Source organism: Cellulosimicrobium funkei (genome assembly GCF_004519295.1).
Lineage (GTDB): Bacteria > Actinomycetota > Actinomycetes > Actinomycetales > Cellulomonadaceae > Cellulosimicrobium > Cellulosimicrobium funkei.
This window is the reverse complement of the sequence record NZ_SOZH01000006.1, coordinates 60,206-83,721: the sequence shown is the minus strand read 5'-3', so window position 1 is coordinate 83,721 and position 23,516 is coordinate 60,206. Positions and strand designations below refer to the sequence as shown.

General features: G+C 74.6%; 19 protein-coding genes and 1 pseudogene. 10 read left to right on the top strand and 10 right to left on the bottom strand.

What is annotated here, in order from left to right:
• Window positions 1–342 precede the first annotated feature (342 nt).
• The 4 genes from E1O70_RS11075 to E1O70_RS11060 all read right to left on the bottom strand — a co-directional run bounded on the left by E1O70_RS11075 (window position 343) and on the right by E1O70_RS11060 (window position 2,952).
• Window positions 343–891: a hypothetical protein gene (locus E1O70_RS11075; protein ID WP_061266833.1), complete on the bottom strand. Its 549-nt coding sequence runs from the start codon at window positions 889–891 to the stop codon at window positions 343–345.
• Between the two features lie 77 nt (window positions 892–968).
• The gene (locus tag E1O70_RS11070) at window positions 969–1,193 is read right to left on the bottom strand and encodes a hypothetical protein (protein WP_128957471.1); all 225 of its coding nucleotides are present in this window, start codon (window positions 1,191–1,193) and stop codon (window positions 969–971) included.
• A 54-nt stretch (window positions 1,194–1,247) separates the two neighbouring features.
• Window positions 1,248–2,030 carry a fumarylacetoacetate hydrolase family protein gene (locus E1O70_RS11065; protein ID WP_061266835.1) on the bottom strand — a complete coding sequence of 261 codons (783 nt, stop codon included), beginning with the start codon at window positions 2,028–2,030 and terminating at the stop codon, window positions 1,248–1,250.
• 31 nt (window positions 2,031–2,061) lie between these two features.
• Window positions 2,062–2,952 (bottom strand): methyltransferase domain-containing protein, encoded by an 891-nt coding sequence (locus E1O70_RS11060; protein ID WP_043656661.1) that lies wholly within the window; start codon window positions 2,950–2,952, stop codon window positions 2,062–2,064.
• 129 nt (window positions 2,953–3,081) lie between these two features.
• On the opposite strand from E1O70_RS11060, the gene E1O70_RS11055 reads away from it, so the two are divergent.
• The 3 genes and pseudogenes from E1O70_RS11055 to E1O70_RS20735 all read left to right on the top strand — a co-directional run.
• Window positions 3,082–4,302 (top strand): heparan-alpha-glucosaminide N-acetyltransferase domain-containing protein, encoded by a 1,221-nt coding sequence (locus E1O70_RS11055; protein ID WP_061266836.1) that lies wholly within the window; start codon window positions 3,082–3,084, stop codon window positions 4,300–4,302.
• Window positions 4,303–4,312: 10 nt separating this feature from the next.
• Window positions 4,313–5,320 carry an aldo/keto reductase gene (locus tag E1O70_RS11050; RefSeq protein ID WP_061266837.1) on the top strand — a complete coding sequence of 336 codons (1,008 nt, stop codon included), beginning with the start codon at window positions 4,313–4,315 and terminating at the stop codon, window positions 5,318–5,320.
• 76 nt (window positions 5,321–5,396) lie between these two features.
• Window positions 5,397–5,714 (top strand): annotated as a pseudogene (locus E1O70_RS20735) (MmcQ/YjbR family DNA-binding protein); the annotation flags it as partial.
• A gap of 69 nt (window positions 5,715–5,783) precedes the next feature.
• Here the strand turns inward: E1O70_RS20735 and E1O70_RS11040 are convergent.
• Window positions 5,784–6,731, bottom strand: coding sequence for a hypothetical protein (locus tag E1O70_RS11040; protein WP_061266838.1), 948 nt, complete (start codon window positions 6,729–6,731; stop codon window positions 5,784–5,786).
• Window positions 6,732–6,759: 28 nt separating this feature from the next.
• Entirely contained in the window at window positions 6,760–7,809 is a 1,050-nt protein-coding gene (locus E1O70_RS11035; protein WP_061266839.1) for a DUF4190 domain-containing protein, read from the bottom strand.
• Window positions 7,810–8,010: 201 nt separating this feature from the next.
• Between E1O70_RS11035 and E1O70_RS11030 the strand changes: the two genes are divergently transcribed.
• A complete protein-coding gene (locus E1O70_RS11030; RefSeq protein WP_370670901.1) occupies window positions 8,011–9,006 on the top strand; it encodes a 3-methyladenine DNA glycosylase in 996 nt (331 codons plus the stop codon).
• An 84-nt stretch (window positions 9,007–9,090) separates the two neighbouring features.
• The gene (locus E1O70_RS11025; protein ID WP_061266840.1) at window positions 9,091–9,918 is read left to right on the top strand and encodes an aminoglycoside 3'-phosphotransferase; all 828 of its coding nucleotides are present in this window, start codon (window positions 9,091–9,093) and stop codon (window positions 9,916–9,918) included.
• A 30-nt stretch (window positions 9,919–9,948) separates the two neighbouring features.
• Here the strand turns inward: E1O70_RS11025 and E1O70_RS11020 are convergent, their stop codons facing one another.
• Both E1O70_RS11020 and E1O70_RS11015 read right to left on the bottom strand, forming a co-directional pair.
• A complete protein-coding gene (locus E1O70_RS11020; RefSeq protein WP_061266841.1) occupies window positions 9,949–10,545 on the bottom strand; it encodes a YdeI/OmpD-associated family protein in 597 nt (198 codons plus the stop codon).
• Window positions 10,546–10,663: 118 nt separating this feature from the next.
• On the bottom strand, window positions 10,664–15,781 hold the full coding sequence (locus E1O70_RS11015) for a glycoside hydrolase domain-containing protein (RefSeq protein WP_061266842.1): 5,118 nt from the start codon (window positions 15,779–15,781) through the stop codon (window positions 10,664–10,666).
• Window positions 15,782–16,118: 337 nt separating this feature from the next.
• Here E1O70_RS11015 and E1O70_RS11010 point away from each other — a divergent pair, with 337 nt between their 5' ends.
• A complete protein-coding gene (locus E1O70_RS11010) occupies window positions 16,119–18,854 on the top strand; it encodes a DEAD/DEAH box helicase (RefSeq protein ID WP_061266855.1) in 2,736 nt (911 codons plus the stop codon).
• A 27-nt stretch (window positions 18,855–18,881) separates the two neighbouring features.
• Here the strand turns inward: E1O70_RS11010 and E1O70_RS11005 are convergent, their stop codons facing one another.
• Window positions 18,882–19,307 carry a carboxymuconolactone decarboxylase family protein gene (locus E1O70_RS11005; RefSeq protein ID WP_061266856.1) on the bottom strand — a complete coding sequence of 142 codons (426 nt, stop codon included), beginning with the start codon at window positions 19,305–19,307 and terminating at the stop codon, window positions 18,882–18,884.
• Window positions 19,308–19,396: 89 nt separating this feature from the next.
• Between E1O70_RS11005 and E1O70_RS11000 the strand changes: the two genes are divergently transcribed.
• The 3 genes from E1O70_RS11000 to ybaK all read left to right on the top strand — a co-directional run bounded on the left by E1O70_RS11000 (window position 19,397) and on the right by ybaK (window position 22,105).
• Complete coding sequence (locus E1O70_RS11000) at window positions 19,397–20,122, top strand: VIT1/CCC1 transporter family protein (protein WP_061266857.1); 726 nt, start codon at window positions 19,397–19,399, stop codon at window positions 20,120–20,122.
• Window positions 20,123–20,374: 252 nt separating this feature from the next.
• Window positions 20,375–21,559 (top strand): Cmx/CmrA family chloramphenicol efflux MFS transporter, encoded by a 1,185-nt coding sequence (locus E1O70_RS10995; protein WP_061266858.1) that lies wholly within the window; start codon window positions 20,375–20,377, stop codon window positions 21,557–21,559.
• Window positions 21,560–21,601: 42 nt separating this feature from the next.
• Window positions 21,602–22,105, top strand: coding sequence for a Cys-tRNA(Pro) deacylase (ybaK, locus tag E1O70_RS10990; protein ID WP_061266868.1), 504 nt, complete (start codon window positions 21,602–21,604; stop codon window positions 22,103–22,105).
• A gap of 36 nt (window positions 22,106–22,141) precedes the next feature.
• Here ybaK and E1O70_RS10985 read toward each other — a convergent pair whose 3' ends face one another.
• Window positions 22,142–22,540: a YccF domain-containing protein gene (locus E1O70_RS10985; RefSeq protein ID WP_061266859.1), complete on the bottom strand. Its 399-nt coding sequence runs from the start codon at window positions 22,538–22,540 to the stop codon at window positions 22,142–22,144.
• Between the two features lie 108 nt (window positions 22,541–22,648).
• Between E1O70_RS10985 and E1O70_RS10980 the strand changes: the two genes are divergently transcribed.
• Complete coding sequence (locus E1O70_RS10980) at window positions 22,649–23,419, top strand: YggS family pyridoxal phosphate-dependent enzyme (protein WP_061266860.1); 771 nt, start codon at window positions 22,649–22,651, stop codon at window positions 23,417–23,419.
• Window positions 23,420–23,516 lie beyond the last annotated feature (97 nt).

The window sequence follows — 23,516 nt, the reverse complement described above, 5'->3', positions numbered from 1 at the left end:
AGTCGCGCGTGGCCGGGTCCGCAGCGGGCACAGGCAGCGGGACGGAGTCGCGGAGGGTTCGACCGGTCACGCAACGTTCGAAGTCGTGGAGCCAGTCGCGGAAGTCGTCGACGGTGTAGTCGCCGGTCACCCCGAGTGGGAGTGGCTCGGCACCCGGCGAGGCGGTCGAGAGCTTCTTGGATGCACTCGTCGAATCGGTGCGAGTCCTGGGCGAGGTACTCCCACGCCCAGTCGCTCACCTCGTCGCGCGAGCGCGACTGGTCCACGAGCCCGCGCAGAGCGGCCCGCGTCTCCTCCCGTGTCGGATAGTCGCGTGGACACCGTCCTTGCCGGAAGTCCCCATCAGACGAAGACCTGTTCGTCGCCCGACGCGTGCCAGACGACGATCCGATTGCCCTTCTCGACGCGAGACCGGCGAGCACCGACCGACTCCAGGAGCAGTCGGAGGTCTGTCTCACCGAGCTCGAGCCTCGCCGTACCGAGCAGCGCGAGTGCGCTGCCCACCGCGGTGTGGTGCAGGACGGTGACGTCGCGCTCCCCGTCGGGATCGTCGTCGAACCGCACATACAGGTCCTCGAGCCCCGGTCCGACGCGCGTGACTTCGACGGAGGCGACGCCGGGGATCGCCAGGACCTCGTCGGACGTGAGGAGCGACGGGGTCGACGCCGCGCAGCCGTTGGGACCGCCGTCAGTGCGCAGGGCTCGCCCACCGCTGCCCACGCGAGCGACAGGACTGCCCAGCGACCGCGTGCGCACGAGGACGACCAGTCCGCCGAGCGCTGCGCCCGCGAGTGCACAGACCGGGACGCCGACGATCGCGAGGACGATGCCGTAGGACAGGGCTTCCCCGGCAGGGACGCCGCCGGCGACTACCGCGAGGATCACGAGCACGACAACGACAATGCACGGGACCGCCGCGCCCCAGGCCGCCCACCGCGCGACGGCGCGCCCCGGCCGATGTCTCACCATCAGTGGCTCTCGGCGACCGCGCCCGCGGCGACTGTGCGAGCCGGGGGCCGCCGACGAGACCGCACGACGACGTGCACGACGCCCAGGAGAAGCCCCGCGGCGGCTCCGCTGGGCGCCACCACGAGGAGGCCGAGCATCGTGGCGCCCAGCGCGTCGGTGAACCCGGTACCGCCGGCGAGGGCGACGGCCGACCCCCACAGCGCGAGCAGGAGGCTCGGCACCACCGCGCCGGCCGTCGCCCACCGGACGACCGTCCGGAACGGCCCCGGGACCATCCCTCAGGCCCGCCGGACGACCGGGTTGCTCAGGACGCCCAGCTCCTCGACCTCGCACTCGACGCGGTCGCCGACGTCGATCAGCCCGACGCCGGCGGGCGTGCCGGTGAGGATGACGTCGCCGGGCAGCAGGGTCATCGCTGCGGAGACGTACGACACGAGGAACGGGATGTCGAAGATCATGTCGCTCGTGCGGCCGTCCTGCTTGACCTCGCCGTTGACGCGGCTGCGGACGCCGACGTCCTCGGGGTCGAGGTCAGTGTCGATCCACGGCCCGAGGGGGCACGCGGAGTCGAAGCCCTTGGCGCGCGCCCACTGGCCGTCGGTGCGCTGCGCGTCGCGCGCGGTGACGTCGTTCGCGACCGTGTACCCGAGCACGTACGCCGGCGCGGCCTCGGGCGACACGTCCTTCGCGAGGCGACCGATGACGACCGCGAGCTCGGCCTCGTACGAGACCTCCTGCGAGAAGTCGGGCAGGACGATCGGGTCGTCCGGGCCGACGACCGACGTGTTCGGCTTGAGGAACAGCAGCGGGCTCGTCGGGACGTCGTTGCCCATCTCCTTCGCGTGGTCCGCGTAGTTGCGGCCTACGGCGACCACCTTGGAGCGCGGGATCACCGGCGCGAGGAGCCGGACGCCGTCGCCCAGCTCGACGCGCTCGCCCGTCGGCGTGACGGGCATGTAGAGCGGGTCGCCCGTGAGGACCGCGAGGTACGTGCGGTCCCCCTCCTGCTGGACGAGGGCGTAGCGGGGGTCGTCTCCGGTGGTGAATCTCGCGATGCGCACGGGCCCAGGCTATCCGGCCACGCCCGCACGATCACGCGCGGGCGAGGACCTCGCCGTTGAGGACGGCGAACCAGCCCGCCGGCTCCTCGGCCCAGCGCAGCCAGTCCTGCGCGAGCTGCTCGAGCGCGACGTCGTCCGCGAGCGCCGACTCCTTCGCCTGGACGGCGAAGTTCGACGCGACGCAGCGCTCGGCCCAGAGCCCGCCCCACCACGTGCGGTCGGCGGGGGTGGCGTAGCACCAGGTGCTCGCGCTGGGCTCGATCCCGTCGAGCGGGAACCCGGCGTCCTGCACCCAGGAGAAGAGGCGACGGCCGGCGTCGGCCTCGTACCCGTAGGCGTGCGTGACCTCGTGGTAGAGCGTGTTCCACTCGGTGAGACCTGGCGACTCGGGATACCAGGTCATGGCGGCGTAGTCGGCGTCGCGCACGGCGACGAGCCCGCCCGGCTTCGTGACGCGTCGCATCTCGCGCAGCGCGCCGATCGGGTCGGACAGGTGCTGCAGGAGCTGGTGCGCGTAGACGACGTCGAACGTGCCGTCGGCGAACGGCAGCTCGTAGGCGTTCGCGTGCTGGAACGAGATGTTCGCGGTGCCGCGCTGGGCGGCGAGCTCGCGCGCGCTGTCGAGGACGGCCTCGGACGCGTCGACGCCGACGACCCGCCCGTCCCCGACGCGGTCGGCGAGGTCGACGGTGACCGTGGCCGGGCCGCAGCCGACGTCGAGGAGGCTCATGCCGGGGCGCAGGTGCGGCAGGAGGAAGCCGGCCGAGTTCTCGGCCGTGCGCCAGCGGTGCGAGCGCAGCACGGACTCGTGGTGGCCGTGGGTGTACGACTCGGACTCCTGCGCGGGGTCGCTGCCTGCCCCGGTGGGGGCGTCGGCGTGGTGCTCGGCGGCCTCGTCGGCGCCGTGGGGGGTGTGCGTCATACCCGCACCGTAGGCCGCGGGTGCGGCGTTCTCGACCCCGTTCTCACACTCTGGGCGCGCGGTCGCCGCGCGGCTCGTCTCCGGCGTGGCGGCGGGGTGGGAGCGCGCCCGCGCGCGGACAATCCCCCCATGACGGCCGCGACCGGCACGACCTCCGCCCCGGGCGACCCCGCTCGCCCCTCCGCCGGCTTCGCGCGGCGCCACGCCGCGCTCCTGCTCGGCGGGCCGGGCCGCGTCACGGGGCTCGACGTCGCGCGCGGGGTCGCGGTCCTCGGGATGTTCGCGGCGCACGTGGGCTTCACGACGGACGACTTCGGCGAGGTCTCCGGCTGGCTCTCGCTGTCGCACGGGCGCTCGTCGGTGCTCTTCGCGCTCGTGGCCGGGGTGTCGCTCGCCCTCGTCTCGGGCGGGCGCACCCCGCTCGACGGGCTGCCCGCGCTCCAGAACCGCACCCGCGTCCTCGTGCGCGCGGTGCTCCTGCTCGCCCTGGCCGGGCTGCTGGACCTGCTCGGCACACGCGTGCTGCTCATCCTCGGCTTCTACGCCGCCTACTTCGTGCTCGCGCTGCCGTTCCTGCGCTGGCGGCGCCGGGACCTCCTGGTCCTCGCGGGCGTGGTCGCCGTCGTCGGTCCGGTGCTCGCCCTGTGGCTCCCGGAGGTGCTCGCGCGCGCCGGGCTCCACCTGCCCGACGACGGGTCGGGCGCGCTCACCGACTTCCTCGTCTCGGGGCACTACCCGGCGGTGGTGTGGATGGCGTACGTGCTCGTCGGGATCGCGATCGGGCGGTCCGACCTCGGCGCGAGGACGACGCGCGTCGCGCTGGTCGGTGGCGGTCTGCTGGCGGCCGGGCTCGGGTACGGCGTCTCGGCGGTGCTCACGGGTCCGCTCGGCGGGGCGCAGGCCGTGGAGGACGCGGCCGCGGTGTGGTCGAGCGCGTACCGGCCGGAGCCGCTCGGGTGGGCGGAACCGTGGCCGACGAGCGCGTACCTCTGGCTCGCGGGCCCGCACACGGACACCCTCCCCGAGGTCGTGGGGTCGGGCGGGTTCGCCGTCGCGGTGCTCGGGCTGTGCATGTTCGCGGGCCGGGTCGGTCGCTGGGTGCTCGCCCCCGTCGCCGCGGTCGGCGCCATGGCGCTCACGGTCTACTCGGCCCAGATCGTCGTCCTGTGGGCGTGGGGCGACGCGGCGTACGAGCAGACGACGAACGGGCCGCTCCTCGCGCTCGTGCTCGCGACGCTGGTGGTCGCGACCCTCTGGCGCTGGGCGTTCGGCCGCGGCCCGCTGGAACGGCTCGTCGCGTCCGTCGCGGCGCGCGCCTCCGCCGTCACGTCGTCGCGCGGGCCGACGTAGGGTCGGCCGCATGACCACCACGAGCGACGACACCGCCCCCCGCCCCGCCCTGCGCCGTCTCGGCCGGTCCGGCCTGGCGGTGTCCGCCGTCGGGCTGGGGTGCAACAACTTCGGGCGCCCCACGACGGCGACGGAGACCCTGGAAGGCACGCGCGCCGTCGTCGACGCCGCGCTCGACGCGGGCGTGACCTTCTTCGACACGGCCGACACGTACGGCGGCCGTCCGGGTCTGAGCGAGGAGCTCCTCGGCCAGGCGCTCGGGTCGCGGCGCGACGACGTCGTGGTGGCGACGAAGTTCGGCCTGTCGATGCGCGGGGTCGCGGGGGCGGACTTCGACGCGCGCGGCTCGCGCCGCTACGTCGTGCGGGCGGTCGAGGACTCGCTGCGGCGCCTCGGCACCGACCGCATCGACCTCTACCAGTTCCACGCCCCCGACCCGCGGACGCCGATCGACGAGACGCTCGCGGCGCTCGACGACCTCGTGCGCGCGGGCAAGGTCCTCTACGTGGGGCACTCGAACCGGGCGGGGTGGCAGATCGCGGAGGCGGAGTTCGTCGCGCGCGCGGCGGGCACCGTGCGGTTCGTGTCCGCGCAGAACCAGTACAACCTCGTCGACCGCGCGGCCGAGCTCGAGGTGCTGCCCGCCGCGGCGGCGTACGGGCTCGGCGTCCTGCCGTACTTCCCGCTCGCGAACGGCCTCCTCACCGGCAAGTACGCGCACGGCGCGCGGCCCGACGACGGCCGGCTCGTGCGCACCAAGCCGCACCTGCTCGAGTCCGCGCCCTGGGAGGCGCTCGCGCGGCTCGGCGCGTTCTGCCAGGTGCGCGGCATCACCGAGGTGCAGGTCGCGTTCGGGTGGCTGCTCTCCCGACCCCAGGTGTCGAGCGTCATCGCGGGTGCGACGAAGCCCGAGCAGGTGCGGCAGAACGCCGCCGCGGGCGCGTGGCGGCCCACGGACGAGGACCTCGCCGAGCTCGACGACATCTTCCCGCCGCTCGGGAAGGTCGCGCCCTTCTGACCCGCCCCACCGCGCTCCTGCCGGCCTGGCGGCCGGTCGTGTGGCCCGACCGCGACCGGCTGCCTACCGTGGGGGCATGGCCTCGTGGGAGGACGTCGGACGGGTCGTGGCGGTGCTGCCGGGCACGGCGCTCAAGGACGCACGACGGTGGACGGTGCACGGCAAGCTCTTCGTGTGGGAGCGCCCCCTGCGCCCGCGCGACCTCGACGAGCTGGGCGCCGCAGCCCCGGCGGAGCCGCCCGTCGCGCTGCGCGTCGCGGACGAGGGCGAGAAGGCCGCGCTGATCCAGGACGACCCCGGCACGTTCTTCACGACGAGCCACTTCGACGGGTACCCGATCGTGCTCGCGCGGCTCGACCGGGTCCCTGTGCCGGAGCTCGAGGAGCTCGTGCAGGACGCGTGGCTCGCCCGCGCCCCGCACCGCCTCGCGCAGGAGTACCTGCGGCGCACGTCGGGAGAGGCGTCACCAGGAGAAGACGGCCACCGCGTAGTTCGCCCACGTCGGCTCCAGCGCCACCGTGACGTCCTCCGGGTCCTGGACGGCGTACACGAGATCCCACTCGCCGCTCGACCCCCGCGCCACGAGGTCGGGACGCTCGAGCAGGACGTCCGGCGCGTAGTCGTACACCCGGCGGGCCACGAGGCCGCCCGACACCGGCTGCACGTCGATGCTCCCGGGGTCGACGGCGCGGCCCGTGCCGTTCGTCAGGCGCACCCGGACACGCACGGAGTCCGGCGGGTCGCCGTCGCGCACCGCCGCGTGCTCGCTCGGCGTGTACGCCTGCGGCGCCGAGACCGCGACGACGAGTCCGTCGGCGTACCGGACCGAGTCGCCGAACCAGACGCGGTCGGACACGGCCGTGATCTCCGGGCCGTCGTCGGACCCGCCGCCGAGCGGGTACCCGCGCAGCGAGCTGCCGACGCCGTAGCCGGGACCGGACGCGGGCACGAGGTCGACCGCCACCCAGGTCGTGACGACGACCGTCCCCGCGAGCAGCGCGACGAGCGCGCGCGTCGCCCCGGGCACGCCGCGCGTGCCCCGACGCCAGGCGACGGCGCCGACCGTCAGCACGACGGCCCCGGCGACCGGGTAGAGCCAGCCCACGTGCGCCCAGCCCCAGCGCGCCGTCATGGCCTCGGTGACGAGGACGGCCCCGACGAGCAGGACGCCGAGGCACGCCGTGACGAGGACGCCCGTACCCGGCGGCCGGGCGCGCGCGGGCTGCGCGGCCGGTCCGGGCTCGGGGTCGCCCGGGGCCGGGCGTTCGCCGCCGTCCGCAGGCGCGCTGGCCTGCACAGGGTCCGGCGCCGAGGGCGCGGGATCGCGCTCCCCCGCCGTACCGGGCGCCGTGCCCCACACGGGTGCGGGCGCCGCGTCGTCGGGCGGGGTCCTGGGGTCGCTCGTGCTCACCGGTCCGTCCCTCGGTCCCGTGCGCCGGTCAGTACGCGCTCACGCGGGTGACCTCGAAGGTCGCCGTCTTCATGGCCTCCAGGTTCTCGGAGTCGATGAAGTCGAAGGCCTCGACGGTCGTCGACTCGCCCGGCGCGAGCTCGTCGGTGTAGGCGAAGTCGGACTCGACGACCGTGCCGTCGGCCGCGACGGCGTCGATGTCGAGGTCGAACGTCAGCGGCTCGTCGGAGGTGTTGGTCAGCGTGACCGGCAGCGCGGACTCCACCCAGCCGAACTCGTCGGCGGTGCCCTCGAACGTGCCGATCGCGACCTCGAGGTCGTTCGCGAGGATCTCGTCCGTCGACTCGCCGAGCGCACGGTCGGAGTCCTCCTGGATCTCCGCCAGCGACTGCTCGTACTGCGACGAGGCCTCGTTCGCCGCGATGACGAAGAGGACCCACACGAGGATCGTCACGAGCACGGACACGACGCCCAGCACGATCGCCGCGATGGAGAAGCCCTTGCCCGACCGGCCCCGCTTCGCCTGCGACAGCCCGACGAAGCCGAGCACCACGCCCGCGATGCCCATGACTGCGGCGAAGATGTTGACGAACGGGATCCAGCTGCCCAGGAAGCCGAGGATCGCGAGCACGAACCCGACGATCGCCATCGTCCCGGTCGTCGACACGGGCGCGGCGTACGGGGCGTAGCCGTTCCCGAACGGGCTCCCGTAGGGCTGCTGGGCGGGGTCGCCGTAGGGCTGGCCGTACGGCTGCTGCGCCCCGGCGGCCGGGTATGGCTGCGCGTACCCCTGGGCCGGGTCCCCTGCGGGCCCGCCGTAGCCCGGCTGTCCGTACGCCGTCTGCGGGTCCGCGCCGTAGGGCGCGTAGCCCGGGTCGCCGTAGGGCGCCTGCTCCGGCGTGCCGCCGTACCCGGGCGCGCCGGACGCGGCGTCGGGCGAGCCGTACGGCTGCGGCTCCCCCTGCGGCGCCCACGGGTCCTGCCCCTGTCCGTGCTCCTGCCGCGCCGGGTCCGAGTCCTGCGGCCGGTAGGGGTCGAACTGGTAGGGGTCCTGCGGTGCCGTGGGCGGCTGCGACATGGTGCTCCTCCGCGGCCTCGCCGCGAGTTCGGTCGTTCGGGTCGGGGTGGACGGCCGACGCGCGGCCGGCCGGCCTGACGCGCCGGGTCTTCACAGCACGTTCACGACCATTCTTCCCGGTCGCGCCCACATCGGGAAAACCGCACGGCGGGTGAAAGTCCGCCGCGGCGGCGCGCCCACGGGCTCTCGTACCCTGGGTACGTGCCTGCGACCGTCACCACGACCCCCCGGGCGACGTCCGTCGTCGGCCCCGTCGTGCTGCCTGCCGCGGAGTGGGCGGAGCGTGAGCGCGCCCACGCCGAGCGCGCGGACGCGCTCACGGCCGGGTGGCGGCACCGCAAGCCGCTCGGGCAGAAGCACGCGATCGAGGACTTCCTCTTCACCTACTACCCCACGCGCCCGGCCCAGCTCCGGCGCTGGCACCCGGGGCCGGGCGTCGTGCTGGCTCCCCCGCCCACCGCCGCGAGCGGTGCGGCACCGGGCGGCGACGATGCCCCCGACCCGTCCACCGACCGCGCCGGCTGGCGCTGGTACCGCCGCACGACCGAGGGCCTGACGCTCGACACCGACGCGTTCCTCGCCGACCGTGGCGACACCGTGCGGTACCTGCGCGGTCTGCTCACGGCGACGGCGTCTCGCCCGGGGCGGTTCGGCTGCTTCGGGCTCCACGAGTGGGCCATGGTCTACCGCGACAAGGCGGCCGGCCGCGACCACCGCCACCCGCTCCCCCTGCGGCTCGGGCACGACGGGACCGACCGGGTCGTCGAGGACCACCCCGTGCAGTGCTCCCACTTCGACGCGTTCCGCTTCTTCACGCCCGAGGCGGGGCCGCTCAACCGCCTGCGGCCCACGCGCGAGACGCAGCCCGCCCTGGAGCAGCCCGGGTGCCTGCACGCGACGATGGACCTCTACAAGTGGGCGCTCAAGCTCACGCCGGCCGTCCCCGGCGACGTCGTGCTCGACGCGTTCGAGCTCGCGCGCGACGTCCGCGTCGTCGACATGCAGGCGTCGCCCTACGACGTGTCGTCGTACGGGCTGGAGCCGGTCGCGATCGAGACGCCCGAGGGCAAGGCCGAGTACGTGCGGCACCAGCGCGCCTTCGCCGCCCGCGGGACGGCGCTGCGCGAGCGGCTCGTCGCCGTGTGCGACGCGCTGCTCCCGCCGGACGGCGACGCGGCCGCCCGCCCTCCCCGCTGACGCACCGACGACCGGCGCACCGGGCCGACGTCGCGCCGGGAATGGCCGTGACCGGCGGACGGACCGCGTGCGAGGATCGCCCGCGTGAGCCGCGCCGAGACCATCGCCGAGATCCCGACCGGACCCGTGGCCGTCCCCGCCGTCGTCCGCGCGCTCGCGGGGGACGACGTCGTCACCCCGGTCTGGCGCAACACCGTCGGCGGGCTGACGTTCCGCCTCGACCCCCGCGGCGGCGAGGCCGGGCGACCGGTCCGGTACGCGAAGTGGGTCCCGGCGGGCGTCCCGGAGATCGACCTGGCCGCGGAGGCCGAGCGGCTCGCGTGGGTCGGCGACCGGACCCCGGTGCCGCGCGTGCTCGACCAGGGCGCGGACGACGACGGCTCGTGGCTCGTGACGCAAGCCGTCTCGGGGCGGTCGGCGGTCGAGGCGCGCTGGGCGGGCGACCCGGCGGTCGCGGCGGCCGCGATCGGCCGCGGGCTGCGCGCGCTCCACGAGGCGCTCCCGGTCGCGTCGTGCCCCTTCACCTGGTCCGTCGCGCAGCGCGTGGCGCAGGCCGACGACCGCCTCGCGCGCGGGCACGGCCCCGACGAGTGGTTCCCCGAGCATCGCGGTCTGGCCGTCGCCGAGGCGCGCGCCCGGCTCGACGACGCTCCCCCGGTCGACCGCCTCGTCGTGTGCCACGGGGACGCGTGCGTGCCGAACACGCTCCTGCACGACGACGGCACGTTCGCCGCGCACGTCGACCTCGGGTCGCTCGGGGTCGCGGACCGCTGGGCGGACCTCGCCGTCGCGGCGTGGAGCACGGAGTGGAACTACGGCCCCGGGTACGACGGCCACGTCTACGCGGGCTACGGCGTCGACCCCGACCCGGAGCGCATCGCGTACTACCGGCTGCTCTGGGACCTGTCCTGACGGCGGGGCGTGGTGCCGCCGCGGACGCGGTCAGCGCCGATGCGGCTGGTGGGCGGCGACGCCCTGCTCGGCGAGCGCGGCGGTCTCCGCGATCCGGCGGGCCCGGGTGTCGGGCCGCTTCGCCTCGACGATCCAGCCGAGGATCGAGCGCCGCACGCCGGGCGTGAAGGCGTCGAAGCGGGCCCGCGCGTCGGGCCGCTCGCCGAGCGCCGCGGCGAGGTCGTCGGGGACGACGAGCGCCTCCGCGTCGTCGTGCCGGGTCCAGGACCCGTCCGCCCGGGCCGCTTCCACGACGGCGCGCCCCGCGTCCGTCAGGCGCCCGTCCGCCTCGACGCGCGCCACCCGCTCCTTGCTGAGGCGCGTCCACCGGGAGCCGGGACGGCGGCGCGTGAACCACAGCGCGTGCCGGTCCTGGTCGACGGTCGCGGCCTGCCCGTCGATCCACCCGTAGGACAGCGCCTCCTCGATCCACGGCTCGTACCCGAACGTCGGCCGCCCGCTCTCGCGGCGCCACGTGAGGAGCCAGACCCCGGGCTCGGGGTCGTCGTGGTGCGCGGCGAGCCATGCCCGCCACTCCGCGGGGGTCTGCGCGTGGAACGCGGGCCGGCCCTGGTACTCCTCGGTCACGGTGGCGCCTCCGTCGTCGGTCGGGGCACCAGCGTGCCCGGTCCGCCGCGGAGGCGCCAGGGTGCCGGCCCGGGAGGCGCCCCGTCAGCGCCTCCCGGGTCGGTCGTGCGTCCTGCGGTCAGGAGCAGGACGGGACGGTGACGACCTGGTCGACGGTCTGCGTCCCGTCCGCCCCCGTCGCCGTGACGGTGACGTCCAGGTCGCCCGTCGCGGACCGCGCGGCGAACGACTGGTACGCGCTCGCCCCCGGCGCGACGCCGGTGAACGACCTCGTCCCGAGCGACGACGCCAGCTCGACGTCGACGGCCGCGTCGGAGACGTTCACCGCGCGGACCGCGACGTAGGGCTTGCCGGCGAGGCAGCGCGGGCTGACCTCGACCTCGACGAGCACGACGTCGGCCGGCTCCTCCAGGGCGTCGACGGCGCCCTGGAGCGCGAGCCGCGCGTCGTGCAGCGCCACGTCGGACGCCGCCGCGTCGTCGAGCGTCCCGGTCGCCGCGGCGAGAGCCGTGCGGAAGGCCTGCCAGGACTCGGGGCTGTACCCCTCGTCGGTCAGGGCCTCGGCGCTCGCCACGAGGTTCTCGAGCCGACGGCGCTCGGCGGGCACGAGCTGGTCGGTCGCCAGGCCGAGGCGCCGGGCCCTCTCGTCGGCCTGCGCCTGGGTGGCGCCGGCGTCGGCGAGCACGGACCGTGCCGCCGCGAGCTCGCGCGTGAAGACGCGCGCGTCGATCCGGCCGTACCGCGCGATCTCCGCCTCGAACGCCTCGGCGTCCTCGACGGACGCGGCGAGCGCCGCGGTATCCGTGGAGGGAGCCTCGACGTCGTACGCGTCGGTGAAGAACCGCATGCTGTCGAGGTTCGCGACGTACGGGTGGTCGGCGTACGCCTCGGTGGACAGGCGCACCCACACCTGGTGCTTGCCGCGCACCGTGCTCGGCAGGTCGACGACGGCGGTCCCGTCCGTCGTCCAGCTCGACCCGGTGTTCGCCAGCGGGACGGTGACGAACGGCTCGCCCGGGTTCGCCGGGTCGAACGCGTCGAGATACACCGACAGCGCGGAGTTCCGCCCGGACCGGTTGGAGTTGTGCACGTAGTGGATCGAGAGCCGGTCGAGCGCGGCGGAGCCGAGGTCGATCTCGCCGTAGGCGAGCCAGTCGCCGTCCGCGGTGCCGCCGACGTTCGTCACCGGACCGCTCGTCCACGTCGAGCTCTCGTTCTTCAGCCCGCGGCCGGAGTTCGACGTCCAGGCCTCGGACTCGACGACGACCGACGTCGGGCCGCCCGGCGCGAACGTCAGGCTGTCGAGGTTCGCGACGAACGGGTGGTCGGCGTACGGCTCGGTCGAGAGGCGCACGAACACCTCGTGCGTCCCCTGCACCGTCTCGGGCAGGACGACGGTCGCGGTCCCGTCCGCGGTCCAGCTCGACCCGGTCGTCGGCAGCGGCACGGTGACGAACGGCTCCCCCGGGTTCTCCGGGTCGAACGCGTCGAGGTACACCGACAGGGCCGAGTTCTTCCCGGAGCGGTTCGCGTTGTGCACGTAGTGGACCGACAGCTCGCCGAGCGGGAGCTCACCGAGGTCGACCTCGCCGTAGGCGATCCAGTCGCCGTCCGCGGTGCCGCCGACGTTCGTCACCGGACCGCTCGTCCACGTCGAGGACTCCTTCTTGAGCCCGCGACCGGAGCTCGCGGTCCAGTCCTCGGCCTCGATCGTCACCGTCGGTGACTCGCCCGGCTGACCTGGGGCAGCCGGGTCCTCGGCGCTGAACCGGAACCAGTCGAAGTTGCCGACCCAGCTCCGCCCGGACGGCGCGAGCAGCTCGAACGTGACGACCTGCGCGTCGACGAGCGCCTGCACGTCGCCGAGCTCCGCCGTCACCTCGGCATACCTGCCCCAGCCGCTCGTGCCCTTCAGGTCGACGGTCGCGACCACGGGGCCGCTCACGTCGCCCGCGTGCACGCGCACGGTGCTCGGCGTGTCCGTCGGGGCGAAGCTCGTGTCGTACCGGACCGTGAGGAAGCGCGGCGGGGTGTCCCCGGCGGCGGTCTCGAAGGTCATGTCGCGGTACTGCACCCACGACCCGGAGCGCACGCCGCCGAGGTTGCCGGACGAGCTGTTCGCCTCGTTCTTCAGCTCGCCGCCCGACCACGCCTCGGACTGCTCGGCCTCGAGCGTGCGGTAGCCGCCGCCCGTGAGGTCGAGCGCGTCGGCCGCCGCACCGAGCCGGTCGGCCGCGAACCGCAGCGCGATGCTCGTCGCGGCCTCGTCACCGAGGGCCTCCTGCGCCGTCGTCAGCGCGGTGGAGAACCGGTCGAACGTCACCGAGGAGTAGTTCCCGTGCCGCACGAGCACGGCGTCGTCGACGAGCGCGGCGAGCGCGTCGCGCTCGGCGGACGCCACGGACAACCGCAGGGGCGAGCGCACCGAGATGCCCTGTCCCTGGAGCGACGCCGCGGCGACGCCGTCGGCGAGCGCGGCGTCGCGCAGGTGCACGAAGAAGCGCGCGTCGGCGGACGCCGTCCCCGTCAGGGAGACGGTCAGCGCGGTCGGTGACGCGACCGTCACCGCCGCCGTGACGCCGTCGGGCAGCCCGACGACGCTCGCCGTCCCGCTCGTGACGAGGTCCGTGCCGGCGGGCGCGGCGAGGCGGGCGCCGTCGAGCGTGAGCGTCACGGTCGCGTCGAGCGCGCCGCCGTCGCGGGTCTGCACGGTGGTCGGGTCGGCGCTGACGCGCGGTCCCTCGGCCGGCTCGTCGGTCGCGGTGCTCATCGAGAACGCGGGCGCGGTGTCCGTGCCCCAGTCGCTCGGCTGCTCGCCCATGCGGAACGCGAGGTCCGCGCCCCCGACCACGGTCGCGTAGTCGACCCACGTGTTGCCGAACGTCGCGCCGTCGAGCGTCGCGGACTGGACGTAGAACGCGTCCTCCGAGACGCCGTCGGCCGTGACCGTGAAGGCGCTGCCGTCGTCGTACGTGATGGTCGTCGAGTCGAAGAACGGCGACCCGACCTGGAACTGGGACGAGCCCGCGGTCACCGGGAACAGGCCGACGGCCGCGGCGACGAACATCGTCGACATCGTGCCCGCGTCGTTGTCCATCGTGGGGAGCATCCCGCGTGGGTCGAGCCGGTAGACCTTCGTCTTCACGGGCGGCGTGAACTCGCCGCCTCCGCTCGGGACGGCGCTCGAGGAGCCCGTCGCGATGTACCGGTTCCAGGTCTCCTTCGTGTAGATCGCGCGCGCCCACTTCTGCGTGAGGCTCGGCTCGCCCGTGTAGTTGAACAGGTACGGCGCCTGGAGGTCGATCTCGTTCGCGTTCGAGTGGAGCATGGCCGTGCCGTCGTCCGGCGCGTGCTCACCGAACATGTGTCGCATGGCGAGGCGCGCCGCCTCGGGGCCGCCCATCGCCTCGACGAGCGCGTCCATGTCGTACGCGTCGTACCAGTGGTACTGCCAGAGCGTGCCCTGGTAGAGGCTCGCGGCCTCGAACTTCGCGTAGTCGGCGCTCTGCCACGACCCGTCGGCGGCGCGCGGGGTGAGGAGGCCGACCTGCGTGCCGTCGGCCGCGGTCCACGCGCCCGGCTTGGTGAGCTTCTCGATCGGCCACGACGCCTGCTCGCGCAGCGTCTGGGCCTCGTCGGTCAGCCCGAGCTCGTCCGCGATCACGGACAGGCCGTACTGGTCGTAGCCGCGCTGCACGGACGCCCCGGGGTTGCCCGCCACGTAGCCACGCCGGAGCTCGTCCGCGCTGTACTGCCCCACGAGGCGCTGCAGCGCCGGGTACGCCTCGTCGAGGCGGTCGAACCCGTCGAAGCCCTTGGCGATCGCGTCCGCGACCACGACCGACGACCGCTCCCAGCGCACCGTCGGGACGGAGTGCACGAACCCGCCGAGCCCGCCGCCGGTCCCCGTCGCCTCGGCGTCCGCGAACAGGTAGACCAGCGACTGCACCATGTCCCGGTACAGCGCCGGGTCGATGTACGCGATGACGGAGAACTTGCGGAAGTCGTCCCACGTGGCCCACGAGTCGTAGTACGTGAAGCCCTGCGCGGCGTGCACCGCGCCGTCGACGCCGCGATACGTGCCCGAGGTGCTCGTCGCGTTCATCGGCATGGCGAACATGCGGTAGAGGTGCGTGTAGAAGAGCTGCTGGAGCTCGCCCGTCGGGTCCGTCGCCGTCGACGCGTCGATCGCGACCCGCCCGAGCGTCGCGTTCCACTCCGCGCGCGTGCGGTCGCGGATCGCGTCGAACGACAGGTCGCCGAGTTCGACCTGCTGATCGATCCGAGCCTGCTCGACGCTCACCGGCGACAGTGTGACCTGAAGCCCGATCTCCTCGGCGTCGGCCGGGTCGAACGTGAGGATCGCGCCGGTGTCGACGCCGTCCTGGGACGTCGCGTCGACGAGCCTGTCGTCGTCGCCCCACGTCTGCACGGTCGCAGGCTGCAGCGTGCGCGCGGTGTAGTACAGCGTGTAGGCCGCGTTGTAGAAGTACCCCGTGACCTGTCCGTACAGCTCCACGGTGCCGTCCGCGCGCGTCTCGACCTGCACCGACGACGACCGGCGGCTCGTGTTGTTCGTCTCGAGGTCCACGACGAGGCTCGGCGTCGAGCCCGCGGGGAACGCGTAGCGGTGCACGCCCGAGCGCGTGGTCGCCGCGACCTCGGCCTCGATCGTGCCCGGCGCGCCGGTGATCGCGCCGTCCTTCCCCGCGACGTTGCCGAGCCCGACGGAGTAGAAGCCGGGGCCCGCGTCCTCGTCGTCGTGCGAGAACGGGTGCGCGTACGTGCCCGTGCCGGGGCGCGCCGTGTACGACCCGGACGTCGGGACCACGAGGAGGTCACCGCCGCCGCCGGAGCCCCCGACCCCGTCGAGGTTGGTGTGCGTGAAGCCCGAGATCTTCGACTGCGCGTAGTCGTACCCGGTGTTGTTGCGGCCCGGGGCCGTGCGCGGGTTGACCTTCGCGAGGCCGTTCGGCGCCTGCGCGGCCGGCATGTCGTTGCCGTAGTCACCCTCGGTGCCGACGAAGACGTCGACCAGGGACGCGTAGTCGGCCGACGGCGGCTCGGGGGCGGCGCTCGCGGCGGTCGCGGGCGCGAGGCCGACGACGGCGAGCGCCACGGCGAGCGCGCCCGCGACCAGCCGCGGGGCGGGCCGGCGCGGGCGGTCCGGGGTCGCGGTCCCGGGGGTCGACGGTCTGGGGTGCAGGGATCGGGGGGTCGGCAGGCTGGGGGCCATGGTGTCCTCGGGCAGGGGCCGCCGGCGGGGGCGCCGGGGCGGCAGGGTCGGTCAGGGGGTGGGATGGCGCGGGGGGCCGGGGCGGGCCCGCACCACCCTGTCAGGGGCAGGTGACGAGCGGGTGGTCTGCGGGTGGCCGCACGGGGTGCTCCCTCCGTCCCACGGCGGCGTGGGCTCGGTGGTCGTCGGTGACGCGGAGGCTGGACGCGCGTCCCGTGCACGTCCGGGGCTACCCTCGCACACGTTGACAGCGCTATCAACCCCCTTCTCGGACCCCCGGGTCGCCCGCAGCGCCCGTCCGGCGACCCGCCTCCGCGACACCTGACAGACTCGTGCCGTGACCACCACGACCGGCCGCACCCCGGCTCTCCTCGCGCACGTGCCCGCCCCGACGGGCAAGGCCCCCGACCCGGACGCGCTCTACGAGGGGTTCACCACGTGGGCGACGGAGCAGGGTCTCGAGCTCTACCCCCACCAGAGCGAGGCGCTCATCGAGCTGGTCACCGGCTCGCACGTCATCCTCTCGACGCCCACCGGGTCGGGGAAGTCGCTCGTCGCGATGGGCGCCCAGTTCGCGGCGCTCGCCGCGCACCGCTCGGGCCGCGGCGGTCGCACCTACTACACCGCGCCGCTCAAGGCGCTCGTCAGCGAGAAGTTCTTCGCGCTCGTCGCGGCGTTCGGCTCCAAGAACGTGGGCATGACGACGGGCGACTCCGCCGTGAACCCCGACGCGCCGATCATCTGCTGCACGGCCGAGATCCTCGCGAACATCGCGCTGCGCCGCGGCGGCGAGAACGCCGGTGCGGACGACGAGGACGCGATCTCGCAGGTCGTCATGGACGAGTTCCACTTCTACGCCGACCCGCAGCGCGGCTGGGCGTGGCAGGTGCCGCTGCTCGAGCTGCCGAACACCCAGTTCCTGCTCATGTCCGCGACGCTCGGCGACACGACCCGGTTCGTCGAGGAGCTCGAGGAGCGCACCGGCCGGCCCGTCGCCGAGGTGACCACCGCGCAGCGGCCGGTCCCCCTGCACTTCAGCTACGTCGTCGAGCCGCTCACCGAGGTCATCGAGGAGCTCGTCAGCACGCGCCGCGCGCCCGTGTACGTCGTGCACTTCACGCAGAAGGACGCGGTCGAGCGCGCGCAGTCCCTGCTGTCGATGAACGTCGCGACGAAGTCCGAGAAGGAGGCGATCGCCGCCGAGCTCGGCGACTTCCGCTTCGGCACCGGGTTCGGCAAGACGCTCAGCAAGTTCCTGCGCCACGGCGTCGGCGTGCACCACGCGGGCATGCTGCCCAAGTACCGGCGCGTCGTCGAGCGCCTCACGCAGGCAGGTCTGCTCAAGGTGGTGTGCGGCACGGACACGCTCGGCGTCGGCATCAACGTACCGATCCGCACCGTGCTGCTCACGAGCCTCGTGAAGTTCGACGGCGAGCGCATGCGCCACCTCACGGCACGCGAGTTCCACCAGATCGCGGGGCGCGCAGGCCGCGCCGGGTACGACACCGTGGGCGAGGTGCTCGTCATGGCGCCCGAGCACGTCATCGAGAACCGCAAGATGCTCGCCAAGGCGGGCGACGACCCGAAGAAGCTCAAGAAGATCGTCCGCAAGAAGGCGCCGCAGGGCTCGGTCAACTGGACCGACGCGACGTTCGAGCGCCTGCGCGACGCCGAGCCCGAGCCGCTGACGAGCCACTTCACCGTCACGCACGCCATGGTGCTCAACGTCCTCGCGCGCACCGCGCAGCACGGTCGCGGCGGCCAGGCCGACGCGAGCGACCCGCGCCGCGACCCGGTCGAGGCCATGCGCCACCTTCTCCTCGCGAACCACGACACCGAGTCGCAGCGCCGCGAGCACGTGCGCCAGACGTTCCGCATCTACCGCTCGCTGCGCGTCGCGGGGATCGTCGAGCGCGTGCGCGTCCCCGACCCGTCGCGCCCTGCGGGCTACCGCCCGAGCGTGCGCCTCGTCGGCGACCTGCCGCGCGAGTTCGCGCTCAACCAGCCGCTGTCGCCGTTCGCGCTCGCGGCCCTGGACCTGCTCGACGTCGAGGGCGCGACCCACGCGCTCGACGTCGTCTCCGTCATCGAGGCGACGCTCGACGACCCGCGCCAGGTCCTCTACGCCCAGCAGAACGCCGCCAAGGGCGAGGCCGTCGCCGCGATGAAGGCCGAGGGGTACGAGTACGAGGAGCGCATGGCGCTGCTCGAGGAGATCACGTGGCCCAAGCCGCTCGAGGAGCTGCTCGCGCCCGCGTTCGCGATGTACAAGCGGTCCAACCCGTGGGTCGCGGACGCCGAGCTCTCCCCCAAGTCCGTGGTCCGCGACATGGTCGAGCGCGCCATGACGTTCGCGGAGTTCGTGTCCGTCTACGGGCTCGAGCGCACGGAGGGCGTGGTGCTGCGCTACCTCGCGGACGCCTACCGCGCGCTGCGCCAGGTCGTCCCCGAGGAGCACCGCACCGAGGAGGTGCAGGAGATCGTCGAGTGGCTCGGCGAGCTGGTGCGCGGCGTCGACTCGTCGCTCCTCGACGAGTGGGAGCGCCTGGCGCACCCGGTCGACGACGACGCGGACACCGAGGTGGGCGACGGCCCGCTCTCCGGGGCGGGGGCCGAGGCGCCGTCGCGTCCCGTCACAGGCAACCCGCGCGCGTTCCGCCGCCTCGTGCGCAACGCGCTGTTCAAGCGCGTGGAGCTCGCCGCGCGTGAGGACTACCGCGCGCTCGGCGCGCTCGACGGCGGCGCGGGCTGGGACGCGGACGCGTGGGGCGACGCGCTCGACCCGCTCTTCGAGGACCAGGGCGACGACGCGATCGGCATCGGGCCCGGGGCCCGCTCCGCGGCGCTGTTCCGCGTCGTCGAGGCGGGCGCCGAGCTGCCCGCGGGCCACGAGGGCCCGACGGCGGAGCACGCCCCCGGCGGCGTCGTGCCCGCGGGCACGTGGCTCGTGCGGCAGGTGCTCGACGACCCGGCGGGCGACCACGACTGGGCGATCACGGCGAGCGTCGACCTCGCGGCGAGCGACGAGGCGGGCGAGCCCGTGGTGACGGTGCTCGCCGTCGGGCCGCTGTAGGCCGGGCGAGACCGCGCCCCGCCGCCCTCACTCGACCGGCAGGAGCCCGCGCCGCGCGAAGACGTCCTTCGCGACCGCGGTCGCGTTGAGCGCGCGCGGGAACCCGCAGTACACCGCGGACTGCAGGAGCGCCTCGACGATCTCGCGCGGCGTCAGCCCGACCTCCAGCGCGGTGACGACGTGGATGTCGAGCTGCGCCTCGCAGCCCCCGAGCGCGGCGAGCATCCCGAGCGTGACGAGCTGGCGGTCCCGCGGTACGAGGTGCGGCCGCGCGTACATCTCGCCGTACGCCCACGCCGAGATCTGGTGCTCGAGCTCGGGCGAGACGTCCGCGAGCGCCTCGGCGATGGCGGCGGGCGCCGCCTCGTTGACCGCGCCGAACACCGCCCGCCCGTGCTCGTAGCGCTCCGCGCGCGTCGTCGACCGGTCGTCCGTGGAGTTCCCCTGCGTCACGCGGAGCAGGGTAGAGGACGCGCGGCGGTCGCGGTCGACGGTCTCGCGCCCCAGGTCGCGCCGCGCTGGTCGCGTCCTACGGTGAACTCATGAGCGACGCACCGCGCACCGGTCGGCACCCCGGCGAGCCCCACCACCCGGAGAGCACGGGCTCACGGCTCAACCGGCTCCGGGCGGGGGTGCTCGGCGCGAACGACGGCATCGTCTCGACGGCAGGCGTCGTCGTGGGCGTCGCGGCGACGAGCACGTCGATCCCCGTCATCGCGACGGCGGGCGGCGCGGCGCTGCTCGCGGGCGCGCTGTCCATGGCCGCGGGCGAGTACGTCTCGGTGAGCACGCAGCGCGACACCGAGAAGGCGCTGCTGGCGACCGAGCGCCGCGAGCTCGCGGAGATGCCGGACGCGGAGCTCGACGAGCTCGCCGGCATCTACGAGGCGAAGGGCCTGACGCCCGACCTCGCACGCCAGGTCGCGGTCCAGCTCACCGAGCGCGACCCGCTCGCCGCGCACGCCGACGCGGAGCTGCACATCGACCCCGACGAGCTCACGAGCCCGTGGGAGGCCGCGGTCGCGTCGATCGTGTCGTTCACCGTCGGTGGCCTGCTGCCGCTCGCGGCGATCCTCCTGGCCCCGGCGGCCATCCGTATCCCGCTCACCTTCGTCGCCGTCGTGCTCGCGCTCGTCCTCACCGGCTGGGGGTCGGCACGCCTCGGCGACGCGCCCACGCGCCGCGCGACGGTGAGGACCGTCGTCGGCGGCGCGGTCGCGATGGGCGTCACGTACGCGATCGGCTCGCTGCTCGACGTGAACGTCTAGCCGAAGGCCCGGGACTGTCGGGGCTCCCGGCGCCCGCGCGGCGACTTGGGTAGGGTGTGGCCCATGTCGAGCCCTGAGGCATCCACTCCGGGGGCTTTCGGTCACACCGTCAGCCCCCAGGACCGCTGAGCCTCTCAGCGCTGCCCTCCGCCCCCGCTCCGTGCGGGTGCCGTGCCGGACGCCGCCCTCCGGGCGCTGACCGTGGTGTGACGAGACACCTCCTGCTCGTCCTCTCGCACCCCGGAGCCCTCGATGCCTCGTGCCCTGTACCTGCTCGCCCTGGCGGTCTTCGCCATGGGCACCTCGGAGTTCATGCTCGCCGGCCTGGTGCCGGACATCGCCGCCCGTCTCGACGTCCCGGTGGGGACGGCGGGCCTGCTGACGTCGGCCTTCGCCGTCGGCATGGTCGTCGGCGCGCCGGTCATGGCGGCTTCGGCCCGCCGCCTGCCGGTGCGGGCGACGCTGCTCGGCTGCGTCGCGCTGTTCGCCCTCGCCCACGTCGTCGGCGCGGTCACCCCGAGCTTCGCGGCGCTCGTCGCGGTCCGGGTGGTGGCAGCCTTCGCCAACGCGGGGTTCCTCGCCGTCGCGCTCGGCACGGCGGCGACGCTCGTGCCCGCGGACCGCACGGGGCGCGCCGTCGCCGTGCTGCTGTCGGGCACCACCGTCGCGATGGTCGCGGGCGTCCCGGCCGGGGCTCTCCTCGGCGCCGCGTGGGGCTGGGAGTCGACCTTCTGGGCCGTCGCGGTCCTCTGCCTGCCCGCCGCGCTCGGGATCGCGCGCGGCCTCCCCGCGCGCGGGCCCGAGCGTGCGGCCCTGCCGTCCGTCGACGCACCGTCGCTGCGGACAGAGCTGGCACAGCTCGTCTCGCCCCCGCTCGGCCTCACGATGGTGTCCGCCGCGCTGGTCAACACCGGCACCTTCGCGACGCTCACGTTCCTCGCACCGCTGGTGACCGACGTCGCCGGGCTGAGCTGGTGGTGGGTGCCCGTCGCGCTCGTGCTCTTCGGGGTCGGCTCCTTCCTCGGCGTCACCGTCGCGGGCCGGACGTCCGACCGCATCCCCGGGGTCGTGGTCGCCGTGGGCGGCGTCCTGCTGCTGGGCGGCTGGGTCGCCCTGGCCGCCTTCGCCGCCGTTCCGGTGGTGCTGCTCTGCCTCGTGCTGGTGCAGGGCGTCCTGGGCTTCGCGGTCGGCAGCACGTTGATCGCGCAGGTGCTCCGCGCGGCGTCGGGCGCACCGACCCTGGGCGGCTCCTTCGCCACGGCGGCGCTCAACGTCGGCGCGGCCGTGGGGCCGGCCGTCGCCGCAGCGACCATCGCCACCCGGCTCGGCGACCGTGGGCCGGTGTGGGTCGCCGTGGCGGCGACCGCGCTCGCCCTGGTGACGGCGGCCATCCTGCGTCGCGCGGCCGGCCCCACGACGGCCCGCGCCCCCCGATGACCCGTGCGGGCGCTCCCCCGCGCGCTGCGGCACAATCGGGCCGTGGCCAAGAAGTCGAAGTCCTCCGCGCACGCCGGCACGCCCGCGGTCGCCCTCCTCGAGCGCGAGGGGGTCGCCCACACGCTCCACCCGTACGAGCACGACCCGTCGAGCGAGCTGTCCTTCGGGCTCGAGGCGGCCGCGGCCATCGGGGTGCCCGCGGAGCAGGTGTTCAAGACGCTGCTCGCCGTGGTCGACGGCGGCCCGCTCGTCGTCGGGATCGTGCCGGTCGACCGGCAGCTCGACCTCAAGGCGCTCGCCAAGGCCGCAGGCGGCAAGAAGGCGAGCATGGCCGAGCCCGCCGCGGCCGAGCGCGCGACGGGCTACGTCGTCGGCGGGATCTCGCCGCTGGGCCAGAAGCAGCCTCACCGCACGTTCGTCGACGACAGCGCGCTCGCGTTCGACGCCGTCTACGTCTCGGGCGGACGCCGCGGGCTCGACGTCGGCCTGTCGCCCGCGGACCTCCTGCGCCTCACGGCGGGCACGGCCGCCCCGATCGCGCGGTAGGACCGCGCCGCGGGGGGGCGCGACCCCGCGCCGACCTCAGCGCTGGTAGAAGGTGTACCGCGCGTCGGTCGGGACGATGTCCTTGCCGAGCGGCAGGAGCGAGACCGGGATCATCTTGAGGTTGGCGATCCCGAGCGGGATGCCGATGATCGACACGAAGAGCGGGATCGCGGTGACGACGTGCCCGATCGCGAGCCAGATCCCCGCGACGAGCACCCAGATGACGTTCCCGATCGTCGACCAGGCGCCCGCCGTCGGCTTGTCGACCACCGTGCGGCCGAACGGCCACAGCGCATAGCCCGCGATGCGGAACGACGCGATGCCGAACGGGATCGTCACGATCAGGATGCAGCAGATGACCCCCGCCACGACGTAGCCCAGCGCGAGCCACAGCCCGGCGAACACGAGCCAGATGATGTTGAGCAGCGTCTTCACGGCACCGTCCTTTCCCCACCATTCTCGCCGATCGGGCGGCCGTGCGGATCGGGGACCACCCTGAGACGACCCGGATCCCGGACCGTGCGGCCGACCTAGACTGGCCGCATGCCCCTCGCCGAGCCGTCGTCCGTGCTGCCCGCGCAGATCGCGCAGAACCTCGCCCGGGTGCGGACCCGGGTGGACCACGCCGCGCGCGCGGCCGGGCGTGCGGCGTCGGACGTGCGGCTGCTCGTGGCGACGAAGACCCAGCCCGCCGACGCGGTGCGGGCGGTGGTCGAGGCGGGCGCGGACCTCATCGGCGAGAACCGCGTCCAGGAGCTCGTGGCGAAGGCGCCCGACCTGGCCGACCTCGTCGCCGCGGGTCGGGTCGAGGTCCACATGATCGGCCACCTCCAGCGCAACAAGGTCAACCAGGTCCTCGCCACCGCGACCGGCGTCGAGAGCGTGGACTCGCTCGCGCTCGCCGAGTCGCTCGCGGCGCGCTGCGCGCGGGACGGCCGCGTGCTCGACGTCCTGGTCCAGGTCAACGTCTCGGGCGAGGAGTCCAAGTCGGGCGTGCGGCCCGACGACGCGCCCGCCCTCGCGACGGCGGTCGCCGCGCTCGACGGGCTGCGCCTCGCGGGCTTCATGACGATCGGCGCGAACTCGCCCGACGAGGCCGTGGTGCGCGCGGGCTTCGCGCGCCTGCGCGCGGTGCGCGACGCCGTCGTGGGCTCGGGCGCACCCGGGACCGCGGACGCCCGTGCGCTGTCCATGGGTATGAGCGGCGACCTGGAGCTCGCGGTCGCGGAGGGCGCGACGATCGTCCGCGTCGGCACCGCCGTCTTCGGCCCCCGCCCCACCCCGCCGAGGGAGAGCCCCGGTCAGCCGAGGTAGAGCCCCGGTAGCCCGAGGCAGAGGCCTGGTAGGGCGAGGTCGAGGCCTGGTCCCGACCACGGCTCTACCTCGTGGTACCTGGCCTCTCCCTCGCCGG

What these genes read in the sequence shown, in the direction of transcription:
- E1O70_RS11000 (WP_061266857.1), top strand. Translation starts at nt 19,397, where the DNA reads ATGAGCGACGCACCGCGCACCGGTCGGCACCCCGGCGAGCCCCACCAC.
- E1O70_RS10980 (WP_061266860.1), top strand. Translation starts at nt 22,649, where the DNA reads ATGCCCCTCGCCGAGCCGTCGTCCGTGCTGCCCGCGCAGATCGCGCAG.
- E1O70_RS11050 (WP_061266837.1), top strand. Translation starts at nt 4,313, where the DNA reads ATGACCACCACGAGCGACGACACCGCCCCCCGCCCCGCCCTGCGCCGT.
- E1O70_RS11035 (WP_061266839.1), bottom strand. Translation starts at nt 7,809, where the DNA reads ATGTCGCAGCCGCCCACGGCACCGCAGGACCCCTACCAGTTCGACCCC.
- E1O70_RS11060 (WP_043656661.1), bottom strand. Translation starts at nt 2,952, where the DNA reads ATGACGCACACCCCCCACGGCGCCGACGAGGCCGCCGAGCACCACGCC.
- E1O70_RS11015 (WP_061266842.1), bottom strand. Translation starts at nt 15,781, where the DNA reads ATGGCCCCCAGCCTGCCGACCCCCCGATCCCTGCACCCCAGACCGTCG.
- E1O70_RS10995 (WP_061266858.1), top strand. Translation starts at nt 20,375, where the DNA reads ATGCCTCGTGCCCTGTACCTGCTCGCCCTGGCGGTCTTCGCCATGGGC.
- E1O70_RS11055 (WP_061266836.1), top strand. Translation starts at nt 3,082, where the DNA reads ATGACGGCCGCGACCGGCACGACCTCCGCCCCGGGCGACCCCGCTCGC.